The organism is Nocardia pneumoniae NBRC 100136 (assembly GCF_000308755.1).
GTDB classification, from domain to species: Bacteria; Actinomycetota; Actinomycetes; order Mycobacteriales; family Mycobacteriaceae; genus Nocardia; species Nocardia pneumoniae.
Genome location: NZ_BAGF01000040.1, coordinates 18,200 through 41,226 on the forward strand (window position 1 = coordinate 18,200; position 23,027 = coordinate 41,226).

Sequence of the window (23,027 nt, forward strand, 5' to 3'; positions counted from 1 at the left end):
GCCGAGCCCTTGGCCGGACCGGGCGAGCCATGGTAGAACTTGTTCTAATTTCGGCGATGGGAGCGCGTACGGTGCGGTACGGAATCGTGTTGTTCACCAGCGATCGGGGCATCACCCCCGCGGATGCGGCCGCGGCTGCCGAGCGTGCCGGTTTCGACACGTTCTATGTGCCCGAGCACACCCACATCCCGGTGGTCCGGGCGGCGGCGCACCCGCGCACCGGCGACGCGAGCCTGCCCGACGACCGATATCTGCGCACCCTCGACCCGTGGGTCGCGCTCGGCACGGCGGCGGCGGTGACCGAGCGCATCGGCTTGTCCACCGCCGTGGCGCTGCCCGCCGAACACCATCCGATCACGCTGGCCAAGACCATCGCCTCACTGGACCATCTGTCCGGCGGGCGGGTGAGCTTGGGAGTCGGATTCGGCTGGAACACCGACGAACTGGCGCATCACGGGGTGCCCGCGGGCAAGCGCAGGACCGTGCTGCGCGAGCACTTGGACGCCATGCGCGTCCTCTGGACCGAGGAGGAGGCCGCGTTCGACGGCGAGTTCGTGACCTTCGGCGCCAGCTGGTCCTGGCCGAAGCCGGTGCGGAAGCGGATTCCGGTGCTGCTCGGCGCGGCGGGCACCGAGAAGAACTTCACCTGGCTGGCGAAGCACGCCGACGGATGGATCACCACTCCCACCGAGGACGACCTGGACACGAAAATCGCGCTGCTGCGCCGAATCTGGCGCGAGCAGGAGCGCGCGGACAAACCCGAGATCGTCGCGCTCGCCGGTCGCCACGACCCCGAGCAGCTTGGGAGATGGGCCGAATCCGGGGTCACCGAAGCGGTTTTCGGGTTGCCGGACCGTCCGGTGGACGACGTGCGGGCCTACCTCACCCGACTGGCCGGGAAGCTGGGTATCGAACACACCCCCTGACGCGACCCGGAGGTTTTCGCTCTCTCGACGCGACACGAACCTGAGGCCCGGTACACCTAGCGGCCTCTGCGACGCGCCCACGAACTCCCACCACGGCAAGCGGCCCGCGCGAGGTGTATTCGCGCGGGCCACGGGTGGTGCGGATCAGTGCAGGTCGCGCCTGCGGAACGCGGCGATGCCGACGGCGAGCAGAGCGGCGGCGATCCCGAGCAGCCACAGCACGGGCTGCGCCTGGAACTCCGCGCCGGGCAACTTCGGCGGATGAACGAACGGCACCAGATCGACCGTCCACTGCGGCAGTCCGTCCAGCGAACCGACGAAGAAGATCACCACCATGGCGCTGAGCACGGCCCAGGCGACCGGCGCGAATCGCGGCACGACACCGTAGAGGGCCACCGCGATGCCGGTGACCACCCAGACCGCGGGCAACTGCACGGCCGCGGCGCCGATCGACTGCGGCAGTCGGTCGCCGAGGTCGCCTTCCGAGGCGCCGTAGACGATGCCGATCGCCGCACCGGACACCAGCAGTGCCGCCGCGGGACCCAGCAGCGCGAAACCGATGTGGCTCAGCGCGTAGCGGGCGCGGCCGACCGCACCGGACAGGGTGGACTCGACCCGCGTGCTGGACTCCTCGTCGTGCAGCCGCAGCGCCGCCGAGATCGAGTAGGCCGACGCGGCCGCGGCCAGCATCGTGATCGCGTAGGTGATGAACGACTCCTGCAACTCCTGCGAGCCGCCCATCCGGGTGACCATGTCGCGGACGGCCTCGCTGCCGTCGAGCATGTCGCCGACGCTGTTCACCGCGCCGCCGATCAGCAGGCCGTACAGGGCGAAGCCGACCGTCCACGCCACGAGGGTGCCGCGCTGCAGCCGCCAGGCCAGCCCGAGGGGACCGGAGAGACCCGCGGCCGCCGTCGACGGTCCCGGACGTTCCGCGATCAACCCCGAGCCGGTGTCGCGATTGCCGAGCAACACATAGGCGGCCGTGGTGGCCAGCACCGCGACGGCGCCGAGCGGGACCAGCACCCACCAGCGTTCCTCCGCGTACGGGCGGATCTGCAGGCACCACCCGATCGGCGAGAACCACGACAGCACACCGTTTCCGGCGTCGCCGACCGCCCGCAGGGCGAACGCGGCGCCGAGCGCGCCGAACGCGACGCCGCGCGCCACCCGCGCTCCCGCGCTCACCTGAGCGGCCACCGCGGCGATCGAGCCCCACACGATGCCCGACGCCGCCAGCGCGGCCCCGAAGGCCACCGAACCCGCACCGGGCAGGTCGGCGGCGTACAGCGACAAGGCGCAGGCGATTCCGGCGAGTAGCGCGCCCGCGTAGGTCATCAGGAGGGTGGCGGTGAGTCCGGCGAAGCGGCCGATGCTGGTGGCACCCACCAGTTCCGCGCGTCCGGTCTCCTCCTCGACCCTGGTGTGCCGGATGACCGTGAGCACCGTGGCGATGGCGATCATGCTGTACATGGCGCCTGCTTTCCAGGTGCCGATCGAGCCGAGTTCGGAGCTGAACACCGGACCGTACATGGCGATCAGCGCCGGACTGTCGGCCGTGGTCTTCGCGAAACTGTCCAGATCGGCCTGGGTGGCGTACAGGTCTTTGACGCTGACCACCTGGAACGCGGGCATCAGACCGATCAGCAGCGTCCACAGCGGCAGCACCACCCGGTCCCGCCGCAGATACAGCCGCAGCAGCCTGGCGGTCCCCGCGAAATCCGCGCCGCCGAATGCCGGTGCCGCGGCGGCGCGGTCGGCGATGGCGGTGGTCATGCTCGCACCTTCTCCCCGGTGGTCGTGGCGGACTCGGCGCTGTCGCCGTCGACGTGGTAGTGCCGCAGGAACAGCTCTTCCAGCGTCGGTGGCGCGCTGGTGAGACTGCGAACGCCGGTGTCGCCCAGCACCCGGATCAGCTCCCCCAGGTGCTCGCCCTCGACCTGGCAGCGCAGCGTGGCGCCGTCGAACTCGATGTCCTCCACACCCGGGATACGGCTCAGGTCGCCCGGGTCGCCGACCAATTCCGCGGTGATCGAGGTGCGCGAGAGATGACGCAGCTCCGACAGCGAGCCGCTCTCCACCGTGCGCCCGGCCCGGATGATGGTCACCCGGTCACACAGCACTTCCACCTCGGACAGGATGTGGCTGGACAGCAGGACGGTCGTGCCGCGCTCCTGCGCCTCGTGCACGCACTCACGGAAGACCTGCTCCATCAGCGGGTCGAGACCCGAGGTGGGCTCGTCGAGCAGCAGCAGCCGCACGTCGGAGGCCAGCGCGGAGATCAGGGCCACTTTCTGGCGGTTGCCCTTGGAGTAGGTGCGTGCCTTCTTGCGGGGGTCCAGGTCGAAGCGCTCGATCAGCTCGGCGCGCCGCTTCTCGTTGATGCCGCCGCGCATCCTGGCCAGCAGGTCGATGGTCTCGCCGCCGGACAGTGACGGCCAGAGCGTGACATCGCCTGGGACGTAAGCTAATTCGTGGTGCAGGGCGACGGCGTCGGCCCACGGGTCACGGCCGAAGAGCCGAGCGCGCCCTCCCGTCGCCCGTAGGATGCCCTGCAACACCCGGATGGTGGTGGACTTGCCCGCGCCGTTGGGGCCGAGGAAGCCGTGGATCTCGCCTTCGGCGACCGTGAGGTTCAGTCCGTCCAGTGCGGTGACATGGCCGAAGGTTTTGCGGAGGTCGCGGACCTCGATGATGTCGGACATCACTTCTCCTTGGTGAACGTGTCCAAGATCGTGGGATCGGTGAGCAGGCCCTGGGTGTAGAACTCCAGAGCCGGCGGAGTGAGTTCTTCGGTGAGTTCGCGAATCGCCTTGCGATAGTCGATCTTTTCGCCGCGGCTGAGGCGCATTTGCATGAAGAGCAACGTCGCGCCGACGTTCAGCATCATGAGGTATCTGGCGCGCGCCGCCGGGTCGCGGCTCGGTTTGATCGTGCCCGCCTCGACGCCCTTCTCGAGGTACACCTCGGCGTCTGCGGCCATGTGATCGAACAGCGATTCCGCCATCGGCCCACCGGCTTGGAGACTGCGCACCATGTAGGCCACCAGCGGCGCGTACGACTCGATCTCGGCGAGGGCGTTGAGCATGCCCGACGCGACCGATGACGCGGTGATCGCCTTGATCTTCTCGTCGCGGATCAGCTGCAGCACCCGGTCGTCGCAGGCGGCGCGCAGGCCGTCCTTGGAACCGAAGTGATGGTTGACCAATCCGGGGGAGACACCGGCGGCGGCGGCGATCTTGCGGACTCCGACCTGGAATCCGTGTTCGCCGAATACCTCGATCGCGGTATCGCGGATGCGAGCCGCGGTGGTCAGATCCTCGGCGGATCCTTGCGGAACGGGCTGTCGGTTAAACACATGTTCAGTATATTAAACACGCGTTCAGTGTCTAGCAAGACCCTTCGAGGACTTGTCACGTCAACCGTTTCGGGTCCGCATACCGGGCTATCGTCGAGTCATGACGACCGGCACGACGACGACGGCGGACCACCTACGCGCGGCACTGGACGGACCCTGGGCGGCGGTCCGGGAAGAAGCTCGAATCCTGCTGGCCGGCGATGAGTTCACCGCCGACCCCGCCTTGGACTACAAGGCGGCGCGGGCGCGGGTGCTCGACCAGATGCGGGCCATCGCCACAATGGGATTCGCCGAGCGCGGATTCCGCCGGGAGCACGGCGGAACCGGCGAGCCGGGTGCGGCGGTGGTCGGGCTGGAGATGCTGGCCTACGCGGATCTGTCGCTGTGGGTGAAATCGGGCGTGCAGTGGGGCCTGTTCGGCGGCGCGGTGGAGAATCTCGGCACCGAACGGCACCGGGAGTACATCAAGCAGTTGATCTCGCTGGACCTGCTCGGGTGCTTCGCCATGACCGAGTCCGGCCACGGCAGCGACGTCGCGAACCTGGAGACCACGGCGACCTACGACCCGTGGACCCAGGAGTTCGTGGTGCACTCGCCGACGCCGTCGGCGCGCAAGGACTACATCGGCGGTGCGGCCGAACACGCCAGGATGGCAGCGGTTTTCGCGCAGCTGATCACCAACGGCGAGAGCCATGGCGTGCACTGCCTGCTGGTGCCGATCCGGGACGAGAACGGCGCCGACCTGCCCGGTGTGACCACCATCGACGACGGCCTCAAGGGCGGCCTGCCAGGCGTCGACAACGGGCGCATCATCTTCGATCACGTGCGGGTGCCGCGGGAGAACCTGCTCAACCGCTACGCCGACGTCGCACCGGACGGCACCTACAGCTCCGAGATCGACAACCCCAGCCGCAGGTTCTTCACCACGCTCGGCACGCTGGTGCGCGGCCGGGTCAGTGTCGGCGGCGCCGCCGCGGCCGGTGCGCGGGTCGCACTGAGCATCGCCGTGCGCTACGCGCTGAAGCGCCGCCAATTCGCCGATCCGGACACCGGTGTGGAGACCGTGCTGCTGGACTACCGCAGCCATCAGCGCAGGCTGCTGCCGCTGCTGGCGAAGTCGTACGCGCTCGCGTTCGCGCAGAACGACCTGGTGCGCCGGATGCACCTGGTGCAGACGGGTCAGGATCTCGAACCGGGCGCCCAGCGTGCGCTGGAGAAGCGCGCCGCGGGCCTGAAGGTCGCGCAGACCAGGCACGCCACCCGCGCCATCCAGGAATGCCGGGAAGCATGCGGCGGCGCGGGTTATCTGACGGAGAACCGGCTGGTCACGCTGAAAGCCGACACCGACGTGTTCACCACCTTCGAAGGTGACAACGTCGTGCTCACCCAGTTGGTGGCCAAGGAACTGCTCACCGCCTACGCCGACGAGGTGCGCGACCTGGACGCCTTGGGCTGGGTGCGTTTCGCCGCCACCATGGCCGGTGACGTGGTGCGCAAACGATCGGGCGTGCGCCAGCTGATCCAAACCCTCCGGGACCGCAGCGGCGAGTCCGTCGACGACGGTGACCTGTCGCGCCGGGCGGTGCAGCTGCAGCTGTTCGCCGACCGCGAGGACTACCTGGTTCGGACCGCGGCACACCGGCTGCGCGCCCGCGCTCAGGACACCCGCCCGTTCGAAGCGTTCAACAACGCCCAGGACCACATCCTTGCCGCGGGGTCGGCGCACATCGACCGCTTGGTGCTGGAAGCGTTCATCGAGGGCATCGCGGACATCGACGATCCGGACGCGCGCGAACTCGCCGGATCCATGTGCGATCTGTTCGTCTACTCCACCATCGAGGAGAACCAGGCCTGGTTCATCATGCACCGATTCATGTCGGTGGAGCGGGCGAAGGCGGTGCGTCGCGGTGTGAACGAACTGGTCGACCGGCTGCGTCCGCACGCGCTGACCCTGGTCGAGGCCATGGGCGTCCCCGAGTCGATGCTGCGCGCCGCCATGCTCGACGACGCGAGCGTGTACGACCGGACCTGATGACGCGGCCGGACGGTACCTGGCCGAGGAATTCGGCGGCCCAGCACAGCGCTATCGCCATCGTGATCGCCGCCGCGATGCCGCCGAGAATGTCGGTCGGATGGTGATAGCCCAGGCCGACCATCCCGACGGCCGCCGCGAGCATCGCCACGCTCGCCACCGCGCAGACCGCGCGGCGTGCGTGCGGAAGCTCCACCAGCAGAACGAAGGTGGCCGCGATTGCGACCAAATGGACGGTGTGCCCACTCGGGTAAGCGAGATAGTCCTGCCACTGTCGCCCCCATAGTGGTTTCAGCAGCCACGTATTGATCGCAACGGCCAGTTCCGGCGCGACCAGCATCGTCGCGGCGCGTCGTAGATCGCCACGGCGAGCGAACCGAACACCGGCCAGGAGCAGCAGCGGGAGCAGGACGTGCCCGTTGCTCGGGACGACGAGCGCTTCGTAGACACCTGGTCGCGCGTCGAGTGCCGCGTGGACGGGGTCGGCGATGGCCCGATCGAGTGCCGAGGGACCTCCGTCGGAGGGAAGCGTCGCGGGAATCGCTGCGGTAGCGGCAGCGCCCGTGACGGCGACACCGGCACGGACGGTCGCCGCAGGAGCGTTCTCTCCTCGACCGGTCTGCCTGACTGCGAGCACCGGTCGACGATAGCGAGCCGACGGCTGCCGAAAGCGGGGTGGCGGCGCGGTCGCCCTTCGAGCGATCAGCCGGGTCCGTAGGTCGTGATCGCGGTGACGACGAACCACAGGACCCAGACGAAGACGATGACCATGCCGATCGCCAGGACGGTGCGCATCACCGCGCGGCCGAAATCGAGATCGCCCTGCTCCCGCGGATACAGCTTCCACGGGCTGTACCAGGGCGCCCGGATGACGAAGGCGGAGGTCTGCGCGTCCCGTTCCAACTGCGCGAGCTCCTCGGCGTACTTCTCCGCCTGTGCCTGGTTGGGGCCGCCGTGCCACAGCGTGATGTCGATCGGGCCGAGGAAGCCCTCGGCGAGCAGGTCTTGCGGGGCGGGCAGATAGGGCAGGATGCCCAGACCGCGGAACGCGATGGCGACGTCGTTGGCGGTCCAGAGGAAATTCTCCTCCGTGGCCAGCGCGTCGAAATAGTGCCGCAGCCGGTTGGGGTCGTCGCCGATGATCACGTCGAAACTCGGGTCGGCCCAGGCCTGCTCGAGCCGCAGCGCAGCGCCGGGCAGCGGGACCACGAGCGCGACGCCGTGCACGACGCGCTGCCCGAGACCGCGGGCGGCCAGCCATTCCTGCAAGGCGAAGGTGTGCTCGCGCGACTTCTCCAGCGGCGTGCGGCGGTCGCGGCTCTCCAGCGCCACGGGCTCTCCGTTGATCGTCCACGGTCCGTTCAGCGGGACCTGGAGCACGCCGTCCTGCCTGGCCACCAGCGCGTCGACCTCGATGATCACGCAGCTGGTCGGCGTCCAGATCACGGCGTCGAACTGATGCAGCCGATCCTTGTGGAACAGGCCGCAGGTGATCGTCGCGACACCGTGCGGACTGTCCGGGTCCTTCCAGGTGCGCAGCCAATCGATCAGCGCGCGCTCGGCATTGGTGCCTGCGGCGTTCTGCACTCGCACGAGCATTGGCGACCGCCCTTCACGTCGACCCGACAGAGGACAGAATACGAGGTGCCGCGCCGAGTTCGCCGCGCCCAGGCCGACACTCGGCGTGTTGAGCCCGTTCGCGCGGCCCGAGCGCTTGCCGTTACTCCGGCTCTTCGGCCGCGATCCGGCCCGCGCGGACCGCGTCGACCAGTTCGGCGTGATCCGCCTCGGTCCGATCGGCATAGCGCACCGCGAACGCCGCCACCGCGTCGTCGAAACGCTCGTCGCCGTCCAGATATCCCGACAGCAGGCGTGGATCCAGCGAGCGCGAATGCGCCCTCGCCAGCAGCGCCCCCGCCAGCCTGCCGTAGTCGTCGAGGTCGCTCGCGGGCAGTTCGGCAGGATCGATGCTGCCCTTCATGTTGCGGAATTGCCGCACTATGAAAGGCAATTCGACGCCGCCGCCGGTCGGGTCGAGCGTGGTCCAGCCCAGCAGGATGTCGGATTCGGACTGAACCAGCTTGGCGCCCTGCACGATTCGCTCGCCCTCGTGCCGCACCGCGCGGCTGGGCAGGAACGGCGCGAGCGCCGAGGGATTGGCCTGCTTCACTTGCAGCACCAACGCCTCGCCGTCGTTGCCGTGCAGCAGCGCGACATAGGTGTGCAAGCCGACGCTGCCGGTGCCGACGATCCGGAAAGCGATGTCGGACACCGCGAAGCGGGCCAGCAGATTACGCCGGGACTTGTGCAGGCTTTCCGCGTAGCGCTCCAATCCGCCGGTCACCGCCTCGGCGACGTGGGCGTCCACCGCGGTGAGAATCGGTGGGTCGCTGATGAACCGGTGCTTGCGGATGCCGGTCTGGTGGTCCTCGAGGTGCTCGGTCCACTTGGCCACCACCTTGGCGCTGGTGTTCTTGCGCGCCTTCTTCGCCGCCTTCTTGAAGTCGTCGAGCAGGGCGTCGGCCTTGGCCTCGGTGATCACCGATTCGTCCGGAAGCGCGCTCCAGGACTCCATGAACGGCATCTCGGCGAGCGCGTCGACGGCCAGGCGGTAGGAGCGGGCGGCGTCGCGCGCCGCTGCGCGGCAGTCGTCGGCATCGGCGCCGGATTCGCGTCCCGCCAGCACCAGGCTGGCCGCGAGGCGCTCCAGGTCCCATTCCCACGGCCCCAGGATGGTCTCGTCGAAATCGTTGATGTCCATGATGATCTCGCCCCGCGCCGTGCCGTACAGGCCGAAGTTCGCCGCATGCGCGTCGCCGCACAACTGGGCGCGCAGACCACTGTCCGGACCGCCGGCCAGATCGGCCGCCATCAGACCCGCGGCGCCACGGTAGAAGGTGAACGGTGAGGCGATCATTCGCCCGACGCGCAGCGGGATCAGATGCGGCAGCCGACCCGCGTTGCTCGCCTCGATGAAGGCGAGCACGTCCGGACGGCGCGCGCCGGTCGCCTCCCGATCCCGTGCGGTGACCGGAACCCGCTCACGCAGCGCGCGCCCCGTGGCGCGGACCTCCTCCGCGGGGACGAAGGAGCGCAGGTCGATACCACTGTCTGACACAACGGATCACGCTAGCCGGTGCGGGCCGCGCTCCGGTGTGGGGTCGGCCTCAGTGCACGCGGACCGTCGGTGGCACCGGCTCGATAGGCAGCCGCAGCGCGCCCGGAGCCGCCGCGGGCACCGCGGGACGCGCGGGCGGCACCGGTGCGATGCGCTGATAGGCCGCGCCCAGTTCCGGCCGGGTGTCGGGCTCGCCGCGGTTCGGCCAGAACGCCATCGCCCGCTCGGCCTGCGCGGTGATGGTCAGCGACGGGTTCACGCCGAGGTTGGCGGTGACCGCGGAGCCGTCCGCCACGTGCAGGCCGGGATGTCCGTAGACCCGCTGGTAGGGGTCGACCACGCCGGTCTGCGGATCCTCGCCGATGACGCATCCGCCGATGTAGTGGGCGGTGGCCGGAATGTTGAACACGTCCATGATCAGGCCGTGGGTATCCCCGTCGACCTTCGCGCCGAACCGGCGGCCGATCTCGTGCGCCAGCGGGATCCAGGTCGGATTCGGCTCGCCGGTGCCCTGCCTGGTGCGCAGCAGCCCGCGGCGGCGGAACGAGGTCAGCGAGTTGTCCAGGGACTGCATGATCAGCAGGATCACCGACTTCTCCGACGCGTGCCGTGCGTTGAGGCTGCGCAGGAAGACCAGCGGGTGCAGCAGGATGGCCAGCAGGAAGCGCAGGAAACGGAACGCGCCGCCGTCCACGATCGGCACCGACATCGGGAACAGCGCGTTCTGCCCTTTGCCGTAGTGGCACACCTCGACGTGGGTGTCGGCCTCCGGATGGATCGAGGAGGTGATGGCGATGCCCTCGGCGAAATCGCGGCGGGTGCGGCTGACCACGTTGAGGATCGCCTCGGAGTTGCTGCGGGTCAGCTCGCCGAGTCGCGGCGACAGGTGCGGCAGCACCCCGTCGTCCCGCATCTTGTGCAGCAGCTTCTGGGTGCCCAGCGCGGCCCCGGCGAACACCACCTGCTCGGCGGTGAAGGTTCTGCGCTGCTTGCGGATCCAGCGGCCCGACCGCTGGGTGTCGACCGCGTAGCCGCCGCCGGGCAGCGGGCGCACGACGGTGGCGGTGGTCAGCGGATGCACCTGCGCGCCCGCCTGTTCGGCCAGGTAAAGGTAGTTGGTGGTGGTCGTGTTCTTGGCGTTGTGCGGACAGCCGGTGAAGCAGCGCGCGCAGTGCACGCACCCGGTGCGGCGCGGGCCCGCGCCGCCGAAGTAGGGGTCGTCGACCTCAGCGCCCGGATCGCTCTCGTTGAAGAACACGCCGACGTCGGTCGGGTGGAAGGTGTCGGCCACGCCGAGCTCCTCGGCGATCTCCTCGAGCACCTCGTCGGCCGGGGTGGTGCGGGGATTGGCCGTGACGCCGAGCATGCGCTTGGCCTGGTCGTAATACGGCGCCAGCTCCGCGCGCCAATCGGTGATGTGCGCCCACTGCCGGTCGGTGTAGAAGTTCGGCAGGGGTTCGTAGAGCGTGTTGCCGTAGATCAGGGAACCGCCGCCGACGCCCGCGCCGGAAAACACGGCGCACTTGCCGAGCAGGCTGATCCGCTGCGGGCCGGTGAGGCCGAGGCGCGGCGCCCAGATCGATTTGCGCACATTCCAGTTGGTGCGCGGGATGTCCTCCGGGTTCCACCGGCGGCCTGCCTCCAGAACGCCGACCCGGTAGCCCTTCTCGGTGAGCCGCAGCGCGCTCACGCTGCCACCGAATCCGGAACCGATCACCACCACGTCGTAGTCGAATGCGGACATTGCTTCCTCTCGCTCACCAGACCATACGGTGAGAAACTTTTCTACTCATTCTGTCACGGCCGTGTTGTGGCGGAAAACATCCTCCCACGCGGCCTGCCGCGCGGATATCCGAGAAATCGGCGCGTGGAGATGGCGAGGGTGGGGGTCGGTGGGGTATGCACGGGGTCGTGACAACCGAACCGGGTACCGCGGGACCGGAGGAACGCGCCCACGGTGCGGCGCGAGGCCTCTTCGCCGACCGCATCCTGACCGTGCCGAACGTGCTGAGCGTGCTGCGCCTGCTCGGCGTTCCGCTGTTCCTGTGGTTGCTGCTGGTCGAGCGGGCAGATGGCTGGGCGTTCGCGCTCCTGGTCGCCAGCGGCGTCACCGACTTCCTGGACGGCAAGCTCGCGCGGCTGCTGGAGCAGTCCTCCCGGCTGGGCGCGCTGCTGGATCCGTTCGTCGACCGGCTGTATCTGGTGACCACGCTGGCGGCCTTCGTGATCCGCGGCCTGATGCCGTGGTGGGTGGCGGCGCTGCTGGTCGGGCGCGACCTCGTGCTCACCGCGACGCTGTCGGTGTACAAGCGCCGCGACCTGCCCCCGCCCGAGGTGATCTATCTGGGCAAAGCGGCCACTTTCGCGCTGATGTCCGCGCTGCCCTGGCTGCTGGGCGGGCAGATGGACTGGGCGGCCGCCGGTTTCGGGCGGGCCTTCGGCGGGGCACTACTGATCTGGGGCACGGCGGTCTACCTCTGGACCGGCGCGCTCTATACCGGCAAAGCCATCGCCGTCGCAAGAGCGATACCGGCTGTGGGGCATCGGACCGCGTAGCCGATAGAGTTTGCGTGCAACGTTCGAACGAAAGGACGGCCTGTGACCCAGACCCCCGAGGATCTGCGCTACACCGAGGAGCACGAGTGGGTACGCCGGATCGCCCCGACCCGGGTCCGGGTGGGCATCACCGATTACGCCCAGTCTCAACTCGGTGACGTTGTGTTCGTGCAGCTGCCCGAGACGGACGCGGACGTGTCCGCCGCGGACAGCATCGCGGAGGTGGAGTCGACCAAGAGCGTGTCCGACATCTACGCGCCGTTGAGCGCCAAAGTCGTTGCGGTGAACGACAAATTGAGCTCGGCGCCGGAGACGTTGAACACCGATCCCTACGGTGAGGGATGGCTGTTCGAGCTGGAGGTGAGCGATGCCGCGAGCCTCGACGTGACGCTCGGCGAACTGCTGGATGCCGCAGGTTATCAAGGAGTTATCGGGGGCTGAAGCAGCCTTCCCAGTTCTACCTGCACGGGTGCGGCCCGGCAGGGTACGGTCAATGCCAACAGATGCACCCGGCGGCTGTGCCGGGGATCTAGGGACTCGACGGCAGGTCGTGGTGCCAGAGGTATCACCTGCTTGCATGGATAATCAGGTTCGAGGAGGAGAGAAACGGTGAGCGAGAACAAAGACCCGGGTTACGGGGAGACCGCGGCCGAGACGACGTCGGTCTTCCGCGCGGATTTCCTGAACGAGGTCGACGCGTCGCGCGCCGGAGAGGTGACCGGCGAGCAGCCGGTCCAAGGGGTCGAGGGTCTGCCGGTCGGAGCGGCCCTCTTGGTCGTCAAACGCGGCCCGAACGCGGGCTCGCGGTTCCTGTTGGATCAGCCGACCACGTCGGCGGGTCGCCACCCCGACAGTGACATCTTTCTCGATGACGTCACCGTCAGCCGTCGGCACGCCGAGTTCCGTCAGGACGACGATTCGTTCCAGGTCGTCGATGTGGGCAGCCTGAACGGGACATACGTGAACCGGGAGCCGGTGGACTCCTCCGAGCTGCAGAACGGCGACGAGGTGCAGATCGGCAAGTTCCGGCTGGTATTCCTCACCGGACCGCGCGCCCAGGTGACCGACTCGTCGGCGGGTGCGGGGAGTCTATGACAGCGCCGACGCTGGGTCTCACACCTCAGGAAAGGCTCGGGGTCATGAAGGACCTGGCGCGGTGACCGGTGCGGCGCAGTGGGCACGCGGAGGGATGTCGATCGGCTCCGTGCTCGACCTGCTGCGCCCCGACTTTCCCGACGTCACCATCTCCAAGATCCGCTTCCTGGAAGCGGAGGGGCTGATCCGGCCGGAGCGGACGCCTTCGGGCTACCGCAGATTCTCCGTGGCGGATGTCGAACGGCTCCGGTTCGTGCTGACCGCGCAACGCGACCAGTATCTGCCGTTGAAGGTGATCAAGGAACAGCTCGAGGCAATCGACAGCGGTGCGGCGACGCTCGGCGTGCGGGAAGCCCGCGCCCGAGCGCACTCCGTGCGCACCGGGGAGGCGGAGTCCGGGCACGTCTCGCCGGATGGCGAGCAGCCGACGCGGGGTTCCGACCGCGGCGCACGCCCGGCCGCGGCGCCCCGGCGGCTGGGGGTCGTGCCGAACGAGATCTCCCCGGAGGATCTGCGCTTAGATCACGAGATCCGGGTCACCCGGGCGGATCTGCTCGAGCAGGCCGGGATCGATGACGGTTTTCTGGGTGACCTCATCCGGGCCAACCTGATCACGCCGGGCCCGGCGGGGTACTTCGACGCCGACGCGGTGACGCTGGCCAAGACGGCCCGGGCGATGGCCGAATTCGGTTTGGAGGCGCGCCATTTGCGGGCGTTCAAGCTCGCGGCCGACCGGGAGGCCGCGCTCGTGGCGCAGATCGCCGCCCCGATCGCGAAGAGCCGGGACGCGGGCGCCCGCGCCCGCGCGGAGGAGACGGTGCGCGAACTCGCCGCGCTGTCGCTGACATTGCACACTTGTCTGGTCAAGTCCTCGGTCCGGAGTTCGCTGGGGGGTTGACCCCTCGGCGGCTCGGCTCCGGCGGGTTTCGCCGACCCAACACGCTGATTTCGGCTGTGTAGACCGATCGCTGGACCGGTGCGGGTTCGCCTAGACTCGTGGTACGGCGAGCTCTGCAGCGGTCATGCCGGGCCGGCGGCGAGTATGGGAGGCAGTGCGATGAGCGAAATGCGCGTGATCGGCATCCGTGTCGAGCAGCCACAGAACCAGCCCGTGCTGTTGCTCCGTGAGGTGGCGGGCGACCGATACCTGCCGATCTGGATCGGGCAGGCGGAGGCGACCGCGATCGTGCTCGAACAGGAGGGGGTGACCCCGATACGCCCGCTGACCCACGATCTGATCAAGGTCCTGATCACCGAGCTGGGGCACACCCTCAAGGAGGTCAGGATCGTGGATCTGCAGGAGGGCACCTTCTACGCGGACCTGGTCTTCGAGAACGATCTGCGGATCTCGGCGCGGCCGTCGGACTCGGTTGCGATCGCCTTGCGGGTGGGTTGCCCGATCTACGCTGAAGAGTCCGTCCTGGAGGAAGCCGGACTGGTCATGCCGGACGAGCGCGAGGACGAGGTGGAGAAGTTCAAGGAGTTCCTCGAATCGGTGTCTCCGGACGACTTCAAGGCGACCGACAGCTGAAGTAGAGGTCGAGAGTTTTACCGCGCGTCGCGTTTGGCTCGACGACGCCGCTCCCTGGACAATCGGGGGAGTAATCTCGACAGTTGGGCCACGTCCGTTTCGGCCGAATCCGCACCGGTTCGGTCGGCGACGGAGCCGGGTCATCGATGAGGCTGGGAATGCGTCGGCGAAGCAAGGGAGTGGTCAGTGGCAGAGCAATCGCAGGATGTGGTACAGCCAGGCCTGTTCCCGGACGACTCGGTACCTGACGACCTTGTCGGCTATCGCGTCCCCAGTGCCTGCCAGGTGGCCGGGATCACCTATCGGCAGCTCGACTATTGGGCGCGCACCGGGCTGGTGGTGCCCTCCATCCGAGGCGCGGCGGGTTCGGGGAGTCAGCGGCTGTACTCGTTCAAGGACATCCTGGTCCTCAAGATCGTCAAGCGGCTGCTGGACGCGGGCATCTCGTTGCAGAACATCCGCATCGCGGTCGATCATCTGCGCAGCCGCGGCGTGCAGGACCTGGCCGGGATCACCCTCTTCTCCGACGGCACGTCGGTCTACGAGTGCACCTCGGCCGAGGAGGTCGTCGATTTACTGCAGGGCGGGCAGGGCGTCTTCGGCATCGCCGTCAGCGGCGCGATGCGCGAACTGACCGGCGCCATCGCGAATTTCCCCGCCGAACGCGCGTCGACGGTCACCGAACGCCCCGAAGACGAGTTGTCGTTCCGCCGCAAGGCGCGGATGAACCGCAAGACGGGTTAGGTCGACGCAGAGCGCGGGATAGGGCGGCGGCAGCGAGGAGGGGGACGCCGTGCGGGCAGCCGATGACATCGCCGGAATCGTCGGGCCGATCGGCCACCTCAGCGGGTTCCCGACCGTCGACGAGTTGAACGCGTTCGCCGACCTGCTCGCCGCCGATCACCCGGAGCGGGTGTCGATCACGGAACTCGGGCGGTCGCGCGGCGGTGACCCGATTCGCGAGGTGCAGGTCGGGTCGGGGACTCGGCACATCCTGGTGCTGGGCAATCCGCACCCGAACGAGCCCATCGGCATGGCCACGATCCGCCATCTGCTCGGCAGAATGGTCGCCGACGACGCCGCGACCGTGGACGCCACCTGGCATTTCGTGCTCTGTGTCGACCCCGACGGAACCCGGCTGAACGAAGGGTGGTTCGCCGGCCCGCACACCAGGACCGGCGTGGCGCGCGGCTTCTACCGCCCGCCCGCGGCCGAACAGCCGGAATGGTGCTTCCCGACCGTGTGGCGCGGCCGGTCCGTCGGCGTCCCGCTGCCGGAGACGAAGGCCATGATGACGCTGATCGACCGCACCCGGCCCGCGCTGATCGCGTCGCTGCACAACGCCGAGTTCGGCGGCGGGTTCTTCTACACCTGCGGCGGCGATGCCGAGTACTGGTCGGCGCTCACCGCGCGGCTCTCCGCGGCGGATGTCCCGATCTATCACGGCGAACCGGACGCGCCGGGCGCGCACACGCTGGCGCCGGGAGTCTTCGAGCTGCCATTGTTCGGCGCCATGGCCGACCTGCTCGCGGCGAAGGGCCTCGACGCGGTCGCCGCGCTGGGCGGGGGCGGCTGCCGGGACTACACGGCGCGCTACGGCACGGCGATTCTGGTCTGCGAGCTGCCACTGTGGGTCGACGAGCGGATCGGTGACGGATCGGCGGGCGACCGCGTGCTCGGTGACCTGCTCGACGCCACCGCGGCCGACTACCGGGCGATGGCCGAGGTCGCCGCTGACGTGCTCGCGCGCGTGGCCCGCCAATTGAGCGGACGCAGCCCGTTCGAGCGGTCGGTGCGCGCGCTGGTCGCCGGGCTGCCCAGCTTGGCGGTGAACAAACAGACTGTGCCGCAACGGGATCGGATCGCGACCCGCGGCGAGATCTTCGTCGAACGATACGACTGGACCGCGATGCTGCGCCTGCGGTTGGGCGGCATGCTGCTGCGGCTGCTCGACGACGAATTCCGCCGCGACGGCGCGCCCGCGCTGGCCGCCGAACGCGACCGGTTCGCCGCGGTGTTCGACCAGTGGTGCGCCGACGTCGAGCAGAACGCGCCGGGCGTCGCGGTGCCGCTGGACCGGCTGGTGCGGATCCAGGCGGAGTCGATCCTGCTCGCGGCCACCAGGCTGCGTGACGGCCTGCCGATCTGACGTTTCCGCTCACGCCTAACCGACATCGCGTGCGACAGTGATGCCCGGGAACGCGACCGCCGCTCTGGTACGGCAGTCACGCGACCACTGATTTCGCAAGAACATGGGGTAACTCGCCGGGAACGCCCAGAACCCAGCCGGGCACCCGACGCAGGACCTGAACGCAACTTCCGCGGCACCCGACTGGTACGGCCTGAAGACGCGGACAGGTGGGGAGCGTGACGAGAACGACACCTGTCGCGGGGGTGCGCTGGCGCGGTCCCACGTGGCATCGGCATAAACTGACGGTGCGTCGCCGCCGTGCGGGAGAGTCCCGGTCTCGAAACGAGTCCGGGCGCCGAAGGAGCAGCACCTCCCCGTCAATCTCTCAGGCAACAGGGACCGTGCGGGCTTCGACGCCTCTGGAAAGCGGTGGCTTCGAGCCGCCCGCCCATGGGGAAAGGGGCTCGGCCACCGGTCGCGGCACCCGAATCTCTCAGGCGCCACGACAGAGGGGGAGGGCCGGTACCCGTCGACCGCGCGGTCGACCCGACCCGACCTTGGGAGCTGTTGTGACTCGCTCATTCGCCGACCGCCATATCGGACCCGACCGGGAGGAACTAGCCCGGATCCTGGATGTCGTCGGCGTGCCGTCGCTGGACGAGCTGGCGGCCAGGGCGCTGCCCGCCAGCATCCTGGACGGCGCCGGCCTGACCGGACTGCCCCCGGCGGCCACCGAGCACGAGGTGCTCGCCGAGCTCGCGGAACTCGCCAACAGCAACACCGTGGCCACCTCGATGATCGGCCTGGGGTACTACGACACGCTCACCCCGCCGGTGCTGGTGCGCAACCTGCTGGAGAATCCGGCCTGGTACACCGCTTACACCCCCTATCAGCCGGAGATCAGCCAGGGCAGGCTCGAGGCGCTGCTGAACTTCCAGACCATGGTGTCGGAGCTGACCGGCATGGACGTCGCCAACGCCTCCATGCTGGACGAGGCGACCGCCGCCGCCGAGGCGATGACGCTGCTGCGTCGCGCCAGCCGGGCGAAGTCCGGGCGGCTGCTGATCGACACCGATCTGTTCCCGCAGACCAGGACGGTGCTCTACACCCGGGCCGAGCCGCTGGGTCTGGAGATCGTCGAAGCCGACCTGTCCACCGGCGTGCTGCCCGACGGGGAGTTCTTCGGCGTACTGGCGCAGACGCCAGGGGCCTCCGGCCGCGTCGTGGACTGGACCGGCGTCATCACCGCGGCGCACGAACGGGGCGCGCTCGTGGCGATCGGCGCCGACCTGCTGGCGATGACGCTCATCACGCCGCCGGGTGAACAGGGCGCCGACGTGTGCTTCGGCACCACCCAGCGCTTCGGCGTCCCGCTCGGCTTCGGCGGCCCGCACGCCGGATACCTCGCCGTGCGTCAGGCGCAGGCCCGCCAGCTGCCCGGTCGCCTGGTCGGCGTCTCGGTGGACGCCGACGGCGACATCGCCTACCGGCTCGCACTGCAAACGCGTGAGCAGCACATCCGCCGGGAGAAGGCGACCTCGAACATCTGCACGGCGCAGGTGCTGCTGGCCATCGTGGCCGCGATGTACGCCGCCTACCACGGCGCCGACGGCCTGCGCGCCATCGCCCGCCGGGTGCACGGGCACGCCGCGGCGATCGCGCGCGGGCTGGACGGCGCCGTGGTGCACGACAGCTTCTTCGACACGGTGCTCGCGCACGTGCCCGGCGGCGCGGAAGCCGTCGTGGCGAAAGCGAAGTCGCGCGGGATCAACCTGCGCCTGGTCGACGCCGACCACGTCGGCATCGCCTGCGACGAGGCGACCACCGACGCGCACGTCGCGGCCGTGCTCGAATCCTTCGGCACCGCGATGTCGCCGGAGCCGGGGGCGCCCGCACCGGTCGCCGCGATCGAGAACCGCACCTCGGAGTACCTGACCCATCCCGCGTTCACGAAATACCACACCGAGACGGCCATGCTGCGCTATCTGCGCTCGCTGTCCGACAAGGACATCGCGCTGGACCGCAGCATGATTCCGCTCGGCTCCTGCACGATGAAGTTGAACGCCACCGCGGAGATGGAAGCCATCACCTGGCCCGGCTTCGCCCGGGTGCACCCGTACGCGCCGGTGGAGGACACGCCCGGTCTGCTGCGGGTGATCGCGGACCTGGAACGCTGGCTGTCGGACATCACCGGCTACGACTCGGTGAGCTTGCAGCCCAACGCGGGCAGCCAAGGCGAGTACGCCGGGCTGCTGGCCATTCGCCGCTACCATCTCGACCGCGGCGACACCCATCGCGACACCTGTCTCATCCCGTCCAGCGCGCACGGCACCAACGCGGCGTCGGCGGCCATGGCCGGGCTGCGCGTGGAGGTGGTGAAGTGCCGCGACAACGGGGACGTCGACCTGGACGACCTGCGCGCCAAGATCGCCGACCACGCCGATCGGCTGGCCTGCATCATGATCACCTACCCGTCCACGCACGGCGTGTACGAGCACGAGGTGGCCGAGTTGTGCGCGCTGGTGCACGACGCGGGCGGCCAGGTCTACGTCGACGGCGCCAACCTCAATGCCCTGGTGGGGCTGGCCAGGCCGGGGCGGTTCGGCGGCGACGTGAGTCACCTGAACCTGCACAAGACGTTCTGCATTCCGCACGGCGGCGGCGGTCCCGGTGTCGGCCCGGTCGCGGTCCGCGCGCACTTGGCGCGCTACTTGCCCGGCGATCCGCTGGAAGCGGGGTCGCACGCGGTGTCGGCGGCGAAGTACGGGTCGGCGTCGATCCTGCCGATCACCTGGGCCTACATCCGGATGATGGGCGCCGACGGGCTGCGCAGGGCCACGCTGTCGGCCATCGCGTCGGCGAACTACATCGCGCGGCGGCTCGACGAGTACTTCCCGGTGCTCTACACCGGTGAGCACGGCATGGTGGCGCACGAGTGCATCCTGGACCTGCGCGAGATCACCAAGCAGACCGGCGTCACCGTCGACGATGTGGCCAAACGTCTCGCCGACTACGGATTCCACGCGCCGACCATGAGTTTCCCGGTGGCGGGCACGCTGATGGTGGAGCCCACCGAGAGCGAGAATCTCGCCGAGCTGGACGACTTCATCGAGGCGATGATCGCTATTCGCGGCGAGATCGACCAAGTGGCCGCGGGTGTGTGGCCGGTGACCGACAACCCGCTGCGCGGCGCGCCGCACACCGCGGCGTCGCTGGTCGGGGAGTGGGAGCACCCCTACAGCCGGGAGGTCGCCGTCTATCCGCGCGGCCTCGGGCATGCCAGGGCGAAGGTGTGGCCTCCGGTGCGCCGGATCGACGGCGCGTACGGCGACCGGAACCTCGTGTGCTCGTGCCCGCCCCTGGAGGCGTACGCGTAGATGGACGTCTAGGCGCCTTCGACGCGTTTCTTCAACGCCTCGTTGAGGGCGACGAAATTGTCGCGAGTGTTTTCGATCATCGCGCCGGTGAACGCGACGAGCGCCCCGGAGAACTTCTCGCTTTGCACCAGCTGTGTTCCGCCATCGATCGCAGTGAGCACGAATCGATGTTCGCCGTCGAAGATGCCGGGCACCAACAGTCGCCCGATCCACCGCAGCTCCCGCCCCGGCTCTGCGGCCAGCACCCTCGGCTTGAACGTCATCGCCCGCCCCTGCTTCGGCACCATCCGCAACGTCAGCTTCGCACCCGTACGCAGCTCACCGGCCGCTTGCTGGATGAACGGATTCCACTGCCCATAGGCCGGCAGATCGCTGAGCACCGCCCACACCTGCTCGGGAGTGGCGTCGATCTCGATGGATGTGGTGATCTCACGCACCGTCTAACCTCGCGAAAAGCTCTCGGCGCCAGGCTCGAGGAGCCCTGACAGACCATCGAGTATTGCAGACCAGCGGGTATGACACGCTGTCCGTCATGTCCGCCCGCGCCATCACCTCGCCGAACCTCACCGACCAGGGACGTCTCGCCTCGATTCTGCGGTTCACCACCGAATTGATTGCCTGGATCGCCACCCCATGGGCACTGGCCGATCACTCGGTCGCGCTCGCGGTTGCGGCATTGGTCCTGCTCATCGGGCTGCCGACCCTCTTCGCCACCCCTGGCGACAAGAGACAGGTCCTCTTCCCTGTCCCCGGCGCAGTCACCATCGGTCTCGTCGTTCTCCAACTTGCCGCCGCCGTACTCGCGTCCTGGGCCACTTGGCCGGCCTGGCTGGCCGTCGTCGTCACCACACTGACGCTCACCACTGCAATCGCCGAACTGCCACGTTGGCGCTGGCTACTCGGGGGATGAGGTACGACGACCGACCAGGCAGACTTGGCGCCCCACCTAGCCCTGCTCGACCACATAGGGGCGGCGCGGTGCCGATCCTGGTCGAGTCGACAACGCCTCCACCGACGACAGCGCCGATATCGTGGAGAAGTTCGGCGCGACCGTCATCCGAAACCACGACAACGTCGGGTTGACCCGTGCGATCAACCAGGGTGCCGCCACAGTCGACACCGAATGGCTGCTCATCGCCAACCCCCACACCCAGCTCAGCCCCGGCGCGATCGCCGCGCTCGTCGAAACTGCGCTGTCTGACGAGCGGATCGGTCTGGTCGGGCACTTATCAGCACCCTCGACGGCGACTCGTACCCCACGGGTCGCCGGTTCTACATCGACTATCACCGCCGCTCACCCTGGCTGCTGGCCACGCCCCTGGTCGCCATGGGCCTGATCGTGCGTGGTGGAATCTCGGTACTGCGCACCGCCGTGGCGAAGCGTCCCTGACCCGGTCGGGATCGTGCACACCGCGATCCCGACCCACTTCGGCTCCACCATATGACCACCGACCGCGTCCTCCGCGATCCACCCTCGTAGCCGGTCGAGGATGTCGGCGAGCTGGGCCGGGCGCGGGGTGACGGCCCACACCGCGACGACCACGAATGCGGCGGACAACTTAGAAACAAGTCGGCCCCCGCCGGTTTGTCCCGCTGTTACCAGCAGCGGGCGACGGAGGCCAACACCACTACACCCTCTCGAAGGAATAGAGGCATGGTTCAGAGTAGACGTGGCCGCCCGCATGTGGGTCGCAACTTCACCAACAATCGCCTGGTGGTGGAGGGGATGCTGTACCGGCTGCGGACCAGCCTGCCGTGGCGGGACCTGCCGGAAGTCTTCGGACCATGGCAGAAGGTGTGGAAGCGGCACCGCCGCTATGCCGCCGACGGCACCTGGGACCGGTGCTCACCGCCTTGGTCGCCTTGGCCGATTCCACCGGCAACCTGGACTGGGAAATCGAGTGTCGCGGGCAGGATCAATGTGGTGGGGGTTGTATTGCGCCGGGTTTGGTGCAGGTGAACTGCATGACGTTGAGGTGGCCGCGGCGGAAGTGGTCGGCGCACTGGGTCAGATAGCTGATGTAGGCGTTGTAGGTGTGTTGTCCGGCGAGTTCGATCGCCCGGTCGCGGTGCTCGTGCAGAGAGGTGGCCCACCTCTCCAGGGTGGTGGTGTAGTGGGATCCCAGTTCCTGAATGCGGGTGAGGGTGAATCCGGCGTCCTGCGCGTACTCGTTGATTCCCCTGGGGTTGTGGCCGGTTGATCGTGGGAGCCGGCTACTCGGGAAGACGGTGCCGCGTAGGAACGCGAATTCGGTTTCGGTCGTCAGCGCCGGTGCCTGGTGCGCTTGCGCGTCGTGCGGGTCATGGGCGACGACGGTTTGTATCAGCAGCACTCCGTCGTCGGGCATTATTCGGTAGGCGAAGTCGAAGAAGTCGGGGTATCGCTGGTGGTGGATGTGTTCGAGTGCGCCGATGCAGACGATGCGGTCTACGGGGCGGTCGAATTGTTGCCAGCCTTGCCGTCGTACACCGCCGTAGGGGCAGCCGTGGATGAGCCGGTCAACGAGGCGGTCTCGTACGTACCGGTGCTGGTTGCGGTGGGGCGTCAGCCCGATCGCATTGACGCCGTAGGTGTCCATGGCGCGGAGCATGGTCGAACCCCAGCCGCAGCCGACGTCGAGCAGGGTCATCCCCGGTCGCAGATCGCATTTGGCCAGTGCAAGGTCGATCTTGGCGGACTGGGCTTGTTCCAGGGTGTCGTCCGGGTGATTCCAGTACGCGCAACTGTAGGTGCGAGTCGGGTCGAGGAACTGCGCGAAGAACTCGTCGGGTAGCTGGTCGCGGGGCGGGATCTGACGGTCAACAGGGGCGTAACCGGTCATGGTGCGGGTCTTCCTTGCATGCAGGCCGAATCGTGTCGGTGCCCTCCGGCAATACAGCCGAGGTTGGACCGCCTTCGGGGC

At 68.6% G+C, this 23,027-nt stretch carries 22 protein-coding genes, 2 pseudogenes and 1 riboswitch; of the genes and pseudogenes, 13 read left to right on the top strand and 11 right to left on the bottom strand.

The genetic code is table 11. The features are described from left to right. The first annotated feature begins 71 nt into the window (after positions 1 to 71). Positions 72 to 926 (top strand): LLM class F420-dependent oxidoreductase, encoded by an 855-nt coding sequence (locus ON34_RS10925; RefSeq protein ID WP_040778362.1) that lies wholly within the window; start codon positions 72 to 74, stop codon positions 924 to 926. A 144-nt stretch (positions 927 to 1,070) separates the two neighbouring features. Here ON34_RS10925 and ON34_RS10930 read toward each other — a convergent pair whose 3' ends face one another. The 3 genes from ON34_RS10930 to ON34_RS10940 are packed head-to-tail and all read right to left on the bottom strand — an operon-like array spanning position 1,071 to position 4,284. Further along, entirely contained in the window at positions 1,071 to 2,702 is a 1,632-nt protein-coding gene (locus ON34_RS10930; protein WP_040777913.1) for an ABC transporter permease, read from the bottom strand. After that, a complete protein-coding gene (locus ON34_RS10935) occupies positions 2,699 to 3,631 on the bottom strand; it encodes an ABC transporter ATP-binding protein (protein WP_040778365.1) in 933 nt (310 codons plus the stop codon). The genes ON34_RS10930 and ON34_RS10935 overlap by 4 nt, the downstream gene beginning before the upstream one ends. Next, complete coding sequence (locus ON34_RS10940) at positions 3,631 to 4,284, bottom strand: TetR/AcrR family transcriptional regulator (protein WP_040777916.1); 654 nt, start codon at positions 4,282 to 4,284, stop codon at positions 3,631 to 3,633. The genes ON34_RS10935 and ON34_RS10940 overlap by 1 nt, the downstream gene beginning before the upstream one ends. A gap of 100 nt (positions 4,285 to 4,384) precedes the next feature. Here ON34_RS10940 and ON34_RS10945 point away from each other — a divergent pair, with 100 nt between their 5' ends. Further along, complete coding sequence (locus tag ON34_RS10945) at positions 4,385 to 6,316, top strand: acyl-CoA dehydrogenase family protein (RefSeq protein ID WP_040777919.1); 1,932 nt, start codon at positions 4,385 to 4,387, stop codon at positions 6,314 to 6,316. Positions 6,317 to 6,368: 52 nt separating this feature from the next. On the opposite strand, the pseudogene ON34_RS37515 reads toward ON34_RS10945, so the two are convergent. The 4 genes and pseudogenes from ON34_RS37515 to ON34_RS10960 all read right to left on the bottom strand — a co-directional run. Then, a pseudogene (locus ON34_RS37515) lies at positions 6,369 to 6,656 on the bottom strand (phosphatase PAP2 family protein); the annotation flags it as partial. 362 nt (positions 6,657 to 7,018) lie between these two features. Further along, positions 7,019 to 7,903, bottom strand: coding sequence for a nuclease-related domain-containing protein (locus ON34_RS10950; protein WP_245547978.1), 885 nt, complete (start codon positions 7,901 to 7,903; stop codon positions 7,019 to 7,021). Between the two features lie 133 nt (positions 7,904 to 8,036). Further along, on the bottom strand, positions 8,037 to 9,434 hold the full coding sequence (locus ON34_RS10955; RefSeq protein ID WP_040777925.1) for a DUF2252 domain-containing protein: 1,398 nt from the start codon (positions 9,432 to 9,434) through the stop codon (positions 8,037 to 8,039). Between the two features lie 49 nt (positions 9,435 to 9,483). Then, positions 9,484 to 11,178, bottom strand: coding sequence for a GMC oxidoreductase (locus tag ON34_RS10960; RefSeq protein ID WP_040777928.1), 1,695 nt, complete (start codon positions 11,176 to 11,178; stop codon positions 9,484 to 9,486). Positions 11,179 to 11,345: 167 nt separating this feature from the next. Here ON34_RS10960 and ON34_RS10965 point away from each other — a divergent pair, with 167 nt between their 5' ends. The 8 genes from ON34_RS10965 to gcvP all read left to right on the top strand — a co-directional run bounded on the left by ON34_RS10965 (position 11,346) and on the right by gcvP (position 20,124). Beyond that, complete coding sequence (locus tag ON34_RS10965) at positions 11,346 to 11,990, top strand: CDP-alcohol phosphatidyltransferase family protein (protein ID WP_245547979.1); 645 nt, start codon at positions 11,346 to 11,348, stop codon at positions 11,988 to 11,990. Between the two features lie 42 nt (positions 11,991 to 12,032). Continuing rightward, a complete protein-coding gene (gene gcvH / locus ON34_RS10970) occupies positions 12,033 to 12,431 on the top strand; it encodes a glycine cleavage system protein GcvH (protein ID WP_040777934.1) in 399 nt (132 codons plus the stop codon). 168 nt (positions 12,432 to 12,599) lie between these two features. Continuing rightward, entirely contained in the window at positions 12,600 to 13,085 is a 486-nt protein-coding gene (odhI, locus tag ON34_RS10975) for an oxoglutarate dehydrogenase inhibitor Odhl (RefSeq protein WP_040777937.1), read from the top strand. A gap of 94 nt (positions 13,086 to 13,179) precedes the next feature. After that, positions 13,180 to 13,983 (top strand): transcriptional regulator FtsR, encoded by an 804-nt coding sequence (gene ftsR, locus ON34_RS10980; protein ID WP_085997055.1) that lies wholly within the window; start codon positions 13,180 to 13,182, stop codon positions 13,981 to 13,983. 159 nt (positions 13,984 to 14,142) lie between these two features. Beyond that, positions 14,143 to 14,616 (top strand): bifunctional nuclease family protein, encoded by a 474-nt coding sequence (locus ON34_RS10985; protein WP_040777944.1) that lies wholly within the window; start codon positions 14,143 to 14,145, stop codon positions 14,614 to 14,616. 186 nt (positions 14,617 to 14,802) lie between these two features. Continuing rightward, positions 14,803 to 15,360 (top strand): MerR family transcriptional regulator, encoded by a 558-nt coding sequence (locus ON34_RS10990; RefSeq protein WP_040777946.1) that lies wholly within the window; start codon positions 14,803 to 14,805, stop codon positions 15,358 to 15,360. Between the two features lie 49 nt (positions 15,361 to 15,409). Then, complete coding sequence (locus ON34_RS10995) at positions 15,410 to 16,765, top strand: M14 family zinc carboxypeptidase (protein WP_051022368.1); 1,356 nt, start codon at positions 15,410 to 15,412, stop codon at positions 16,763 to 16,765. Positions 16,766 to 17,058: 293 nt separating this feature from the next. Continuing rightward, a riboswitch (glycine riboswitch) is annotated at positions 17,059 to 17,159 on the top strand. Between the two features lie 157 nt (positions 17,160 to 17,316). After that, complete coding sequence (gene gcvP / locus ON34_RS11000; RefSeq protein ID WP_040777949.1) at positions 17,317 to 20,124, top strand: aminomethyl-transferring glycine dehydrogenase; 2,808 nt, start codon at positions 17,317 to 17,319, stop codon at positions 20,122 to 20,124. Between the two features lie 8 nt (positions 20,125 to 20,132). Here gcvP and ON34_RS11005 read toward each other — a convergent pair whose 3' ends face one another. Continuing rightward, entirely contained in the window at positions 20,133 to 20,561 is a 429-nt protein-coding gene (locus tag ON34_RS11005; RefSeq protein WP_040777952.1) for an SRPBCC domain-containing protein, read from the bottom strand. Between the two features lie 95 nt (positions 20,562 to 20,656). Here ON34_RS11005 and ON34_RS11010 point away from each other — a divergent pair, with 95 nt between their 5' ends. Continuing rightward, a complete protein-coding gene (locus ON34_RS11010) occupies positions 20,657 to 21,034 on the top strand; it encodes a hypothetical protein (RefSeq protein ID WP_051022408.1) in 378 nt (125 codons plus the stop codon). A gap of 36 nt (positions 21,035 to 21,070) precedes the next feature. On the opposite strand, the gene ON34_RS37520 is transcribed toward ON34_RS11010, so the two are convergent. After that, entirely contained in the window at positions 21,071 to 21,259 is a 189-nt protein-coding gene (locus ON34_RS37520; protein ID WP_245547998.1) for a hypothetical protein, read from the bottom strand. On the opposite strand from ON34_RS37520, the gene ON34_RS34535 reads away from it, so the two are divergent. Beyond that, complete coding sequence (locus ON34_RS34535) at positions 21,180 to 21,461, top strand: glycosyltransferase (RefSeq protein WP_245547995.1); 282 nt, start codon at positions 21,180 to 21,182, stop codon at positions 21,459 to 21,461. The two genes, ON34_RS37520 and ON34_RS34535, sit on opposite strands and share 80 nt — an antisense overlap. Here ON34_RS34535 and ON34_RS36755 read toward each other — a convergent pair. Beyond that, positions 21,419 to 21,682 carry a hypothetical protein gene (locus ON34_RS36755; RefSeq protein ID WP_169333860.1) on the bottom strand — a complete coding sequence of 88 codons (264 nt, stop codon included), beginning with the start codon at positions 21,680 to 21,682 and terminating at the stop codon, positions 21,419 to 21,421. The genes ON34_RS34535 and ON34_RS36755 overlap by 43 nt on opposite strands. A gap of 96 nt (positions 21,683 to 21,778) precedes the next feature. Here ON34_RS36755 and ON34_RS38525 point away from each other — a divergent pair. Further along, a pseudogene (locus ON34_RS38525) lies at positions 21,779 to 21,961 on the top strand (transposase); the annotation flags it as partial. Positions 21,962 to 22,040: 79 nt separating this feature from the next. Here the strand turns inward: ON34_RS38525 and ON34_RS11025 are convergent. Then, entirely contained in the window at positions 22,041 to 22,946 is a 906-nt protein-coding gene (locus ON34_RS11025; protein ID WP_051022369.1) for a class I SAM-dependent methyltransferase, read from the bottom strand. Positions 22,947 to 23,027: the final 81 nt, after the last annotated feature.

What these genes read in the sequence shown, in the direction of transcription:
- ON34_RS10935 (WP_040778365.1), bottom strand. Translation starts at nt 3,631, where the DNA reads ATGTCCGACATCATCGAGGTCCGCGACCTCCGCAAAACCTTCGGCCAT.
- ON34_RS10945 (WP_040777919.1), top strand. Translation starts at nt 4,385, where the DNA reads ATGACGACCGGCACGACGACGACGGCGGACCACCTACGCGCGGCACTG.
- ON34_RS37520 (WP_245547998.1), bottom strand. Translation starts at nt 21,259, where the DNA reads ATGAGCAGCCATTCGGTGTCGACTGTGGCGGCACCCTGGTTGATCGCA.
- ON34_RS10960 (WP_040777928.1), bottom strand. Translation starts at nt 11,178, where the DNA reads ATGTCCGCATTCGACTACGACGTGGTGGTGATCGGTTCCGGATTCGGT.
- ON34_RS10930 (WP_040777913.1), bottom strand. Translation starts at nt 2,702, where the DNA reads ATGACCACCGCCATCGCCGACCGCGCCGCCGCGGCACCGGCATTCGGC.
- ON34_RS10985 (WP_040777944.1), top strand. Translation starts at nt 14,143, where the DNA reads ATGAGCGAAATGCGCGTGATCGGCATCCGTGTCGAGCAGCCACAGAAC.
- ftsR (WP_085997055.1), top strand. Translation starts at nt 13,180, where the DNA reads ATGTCGATCGGCTCCGTGCTCGACCTGCTGCGCCCCGACTTTCCCGAC.
- ON34_RS11025 (WP_051022369.1), bottom strand. Translation starts at nt 22,946, where the DNA reads ATGACCGGTTACGCCCCTGTTGACCGTCAGATCCCGCCCCGCGACCAG.
- ON34_RS11010 (WP_051022408.1), top strand. Translation starts at nt 20,657, where the DNA reads ATGTCCGCCCGCGCCATCACCTCGCCGAACCTCACCGACCAGGGACGT.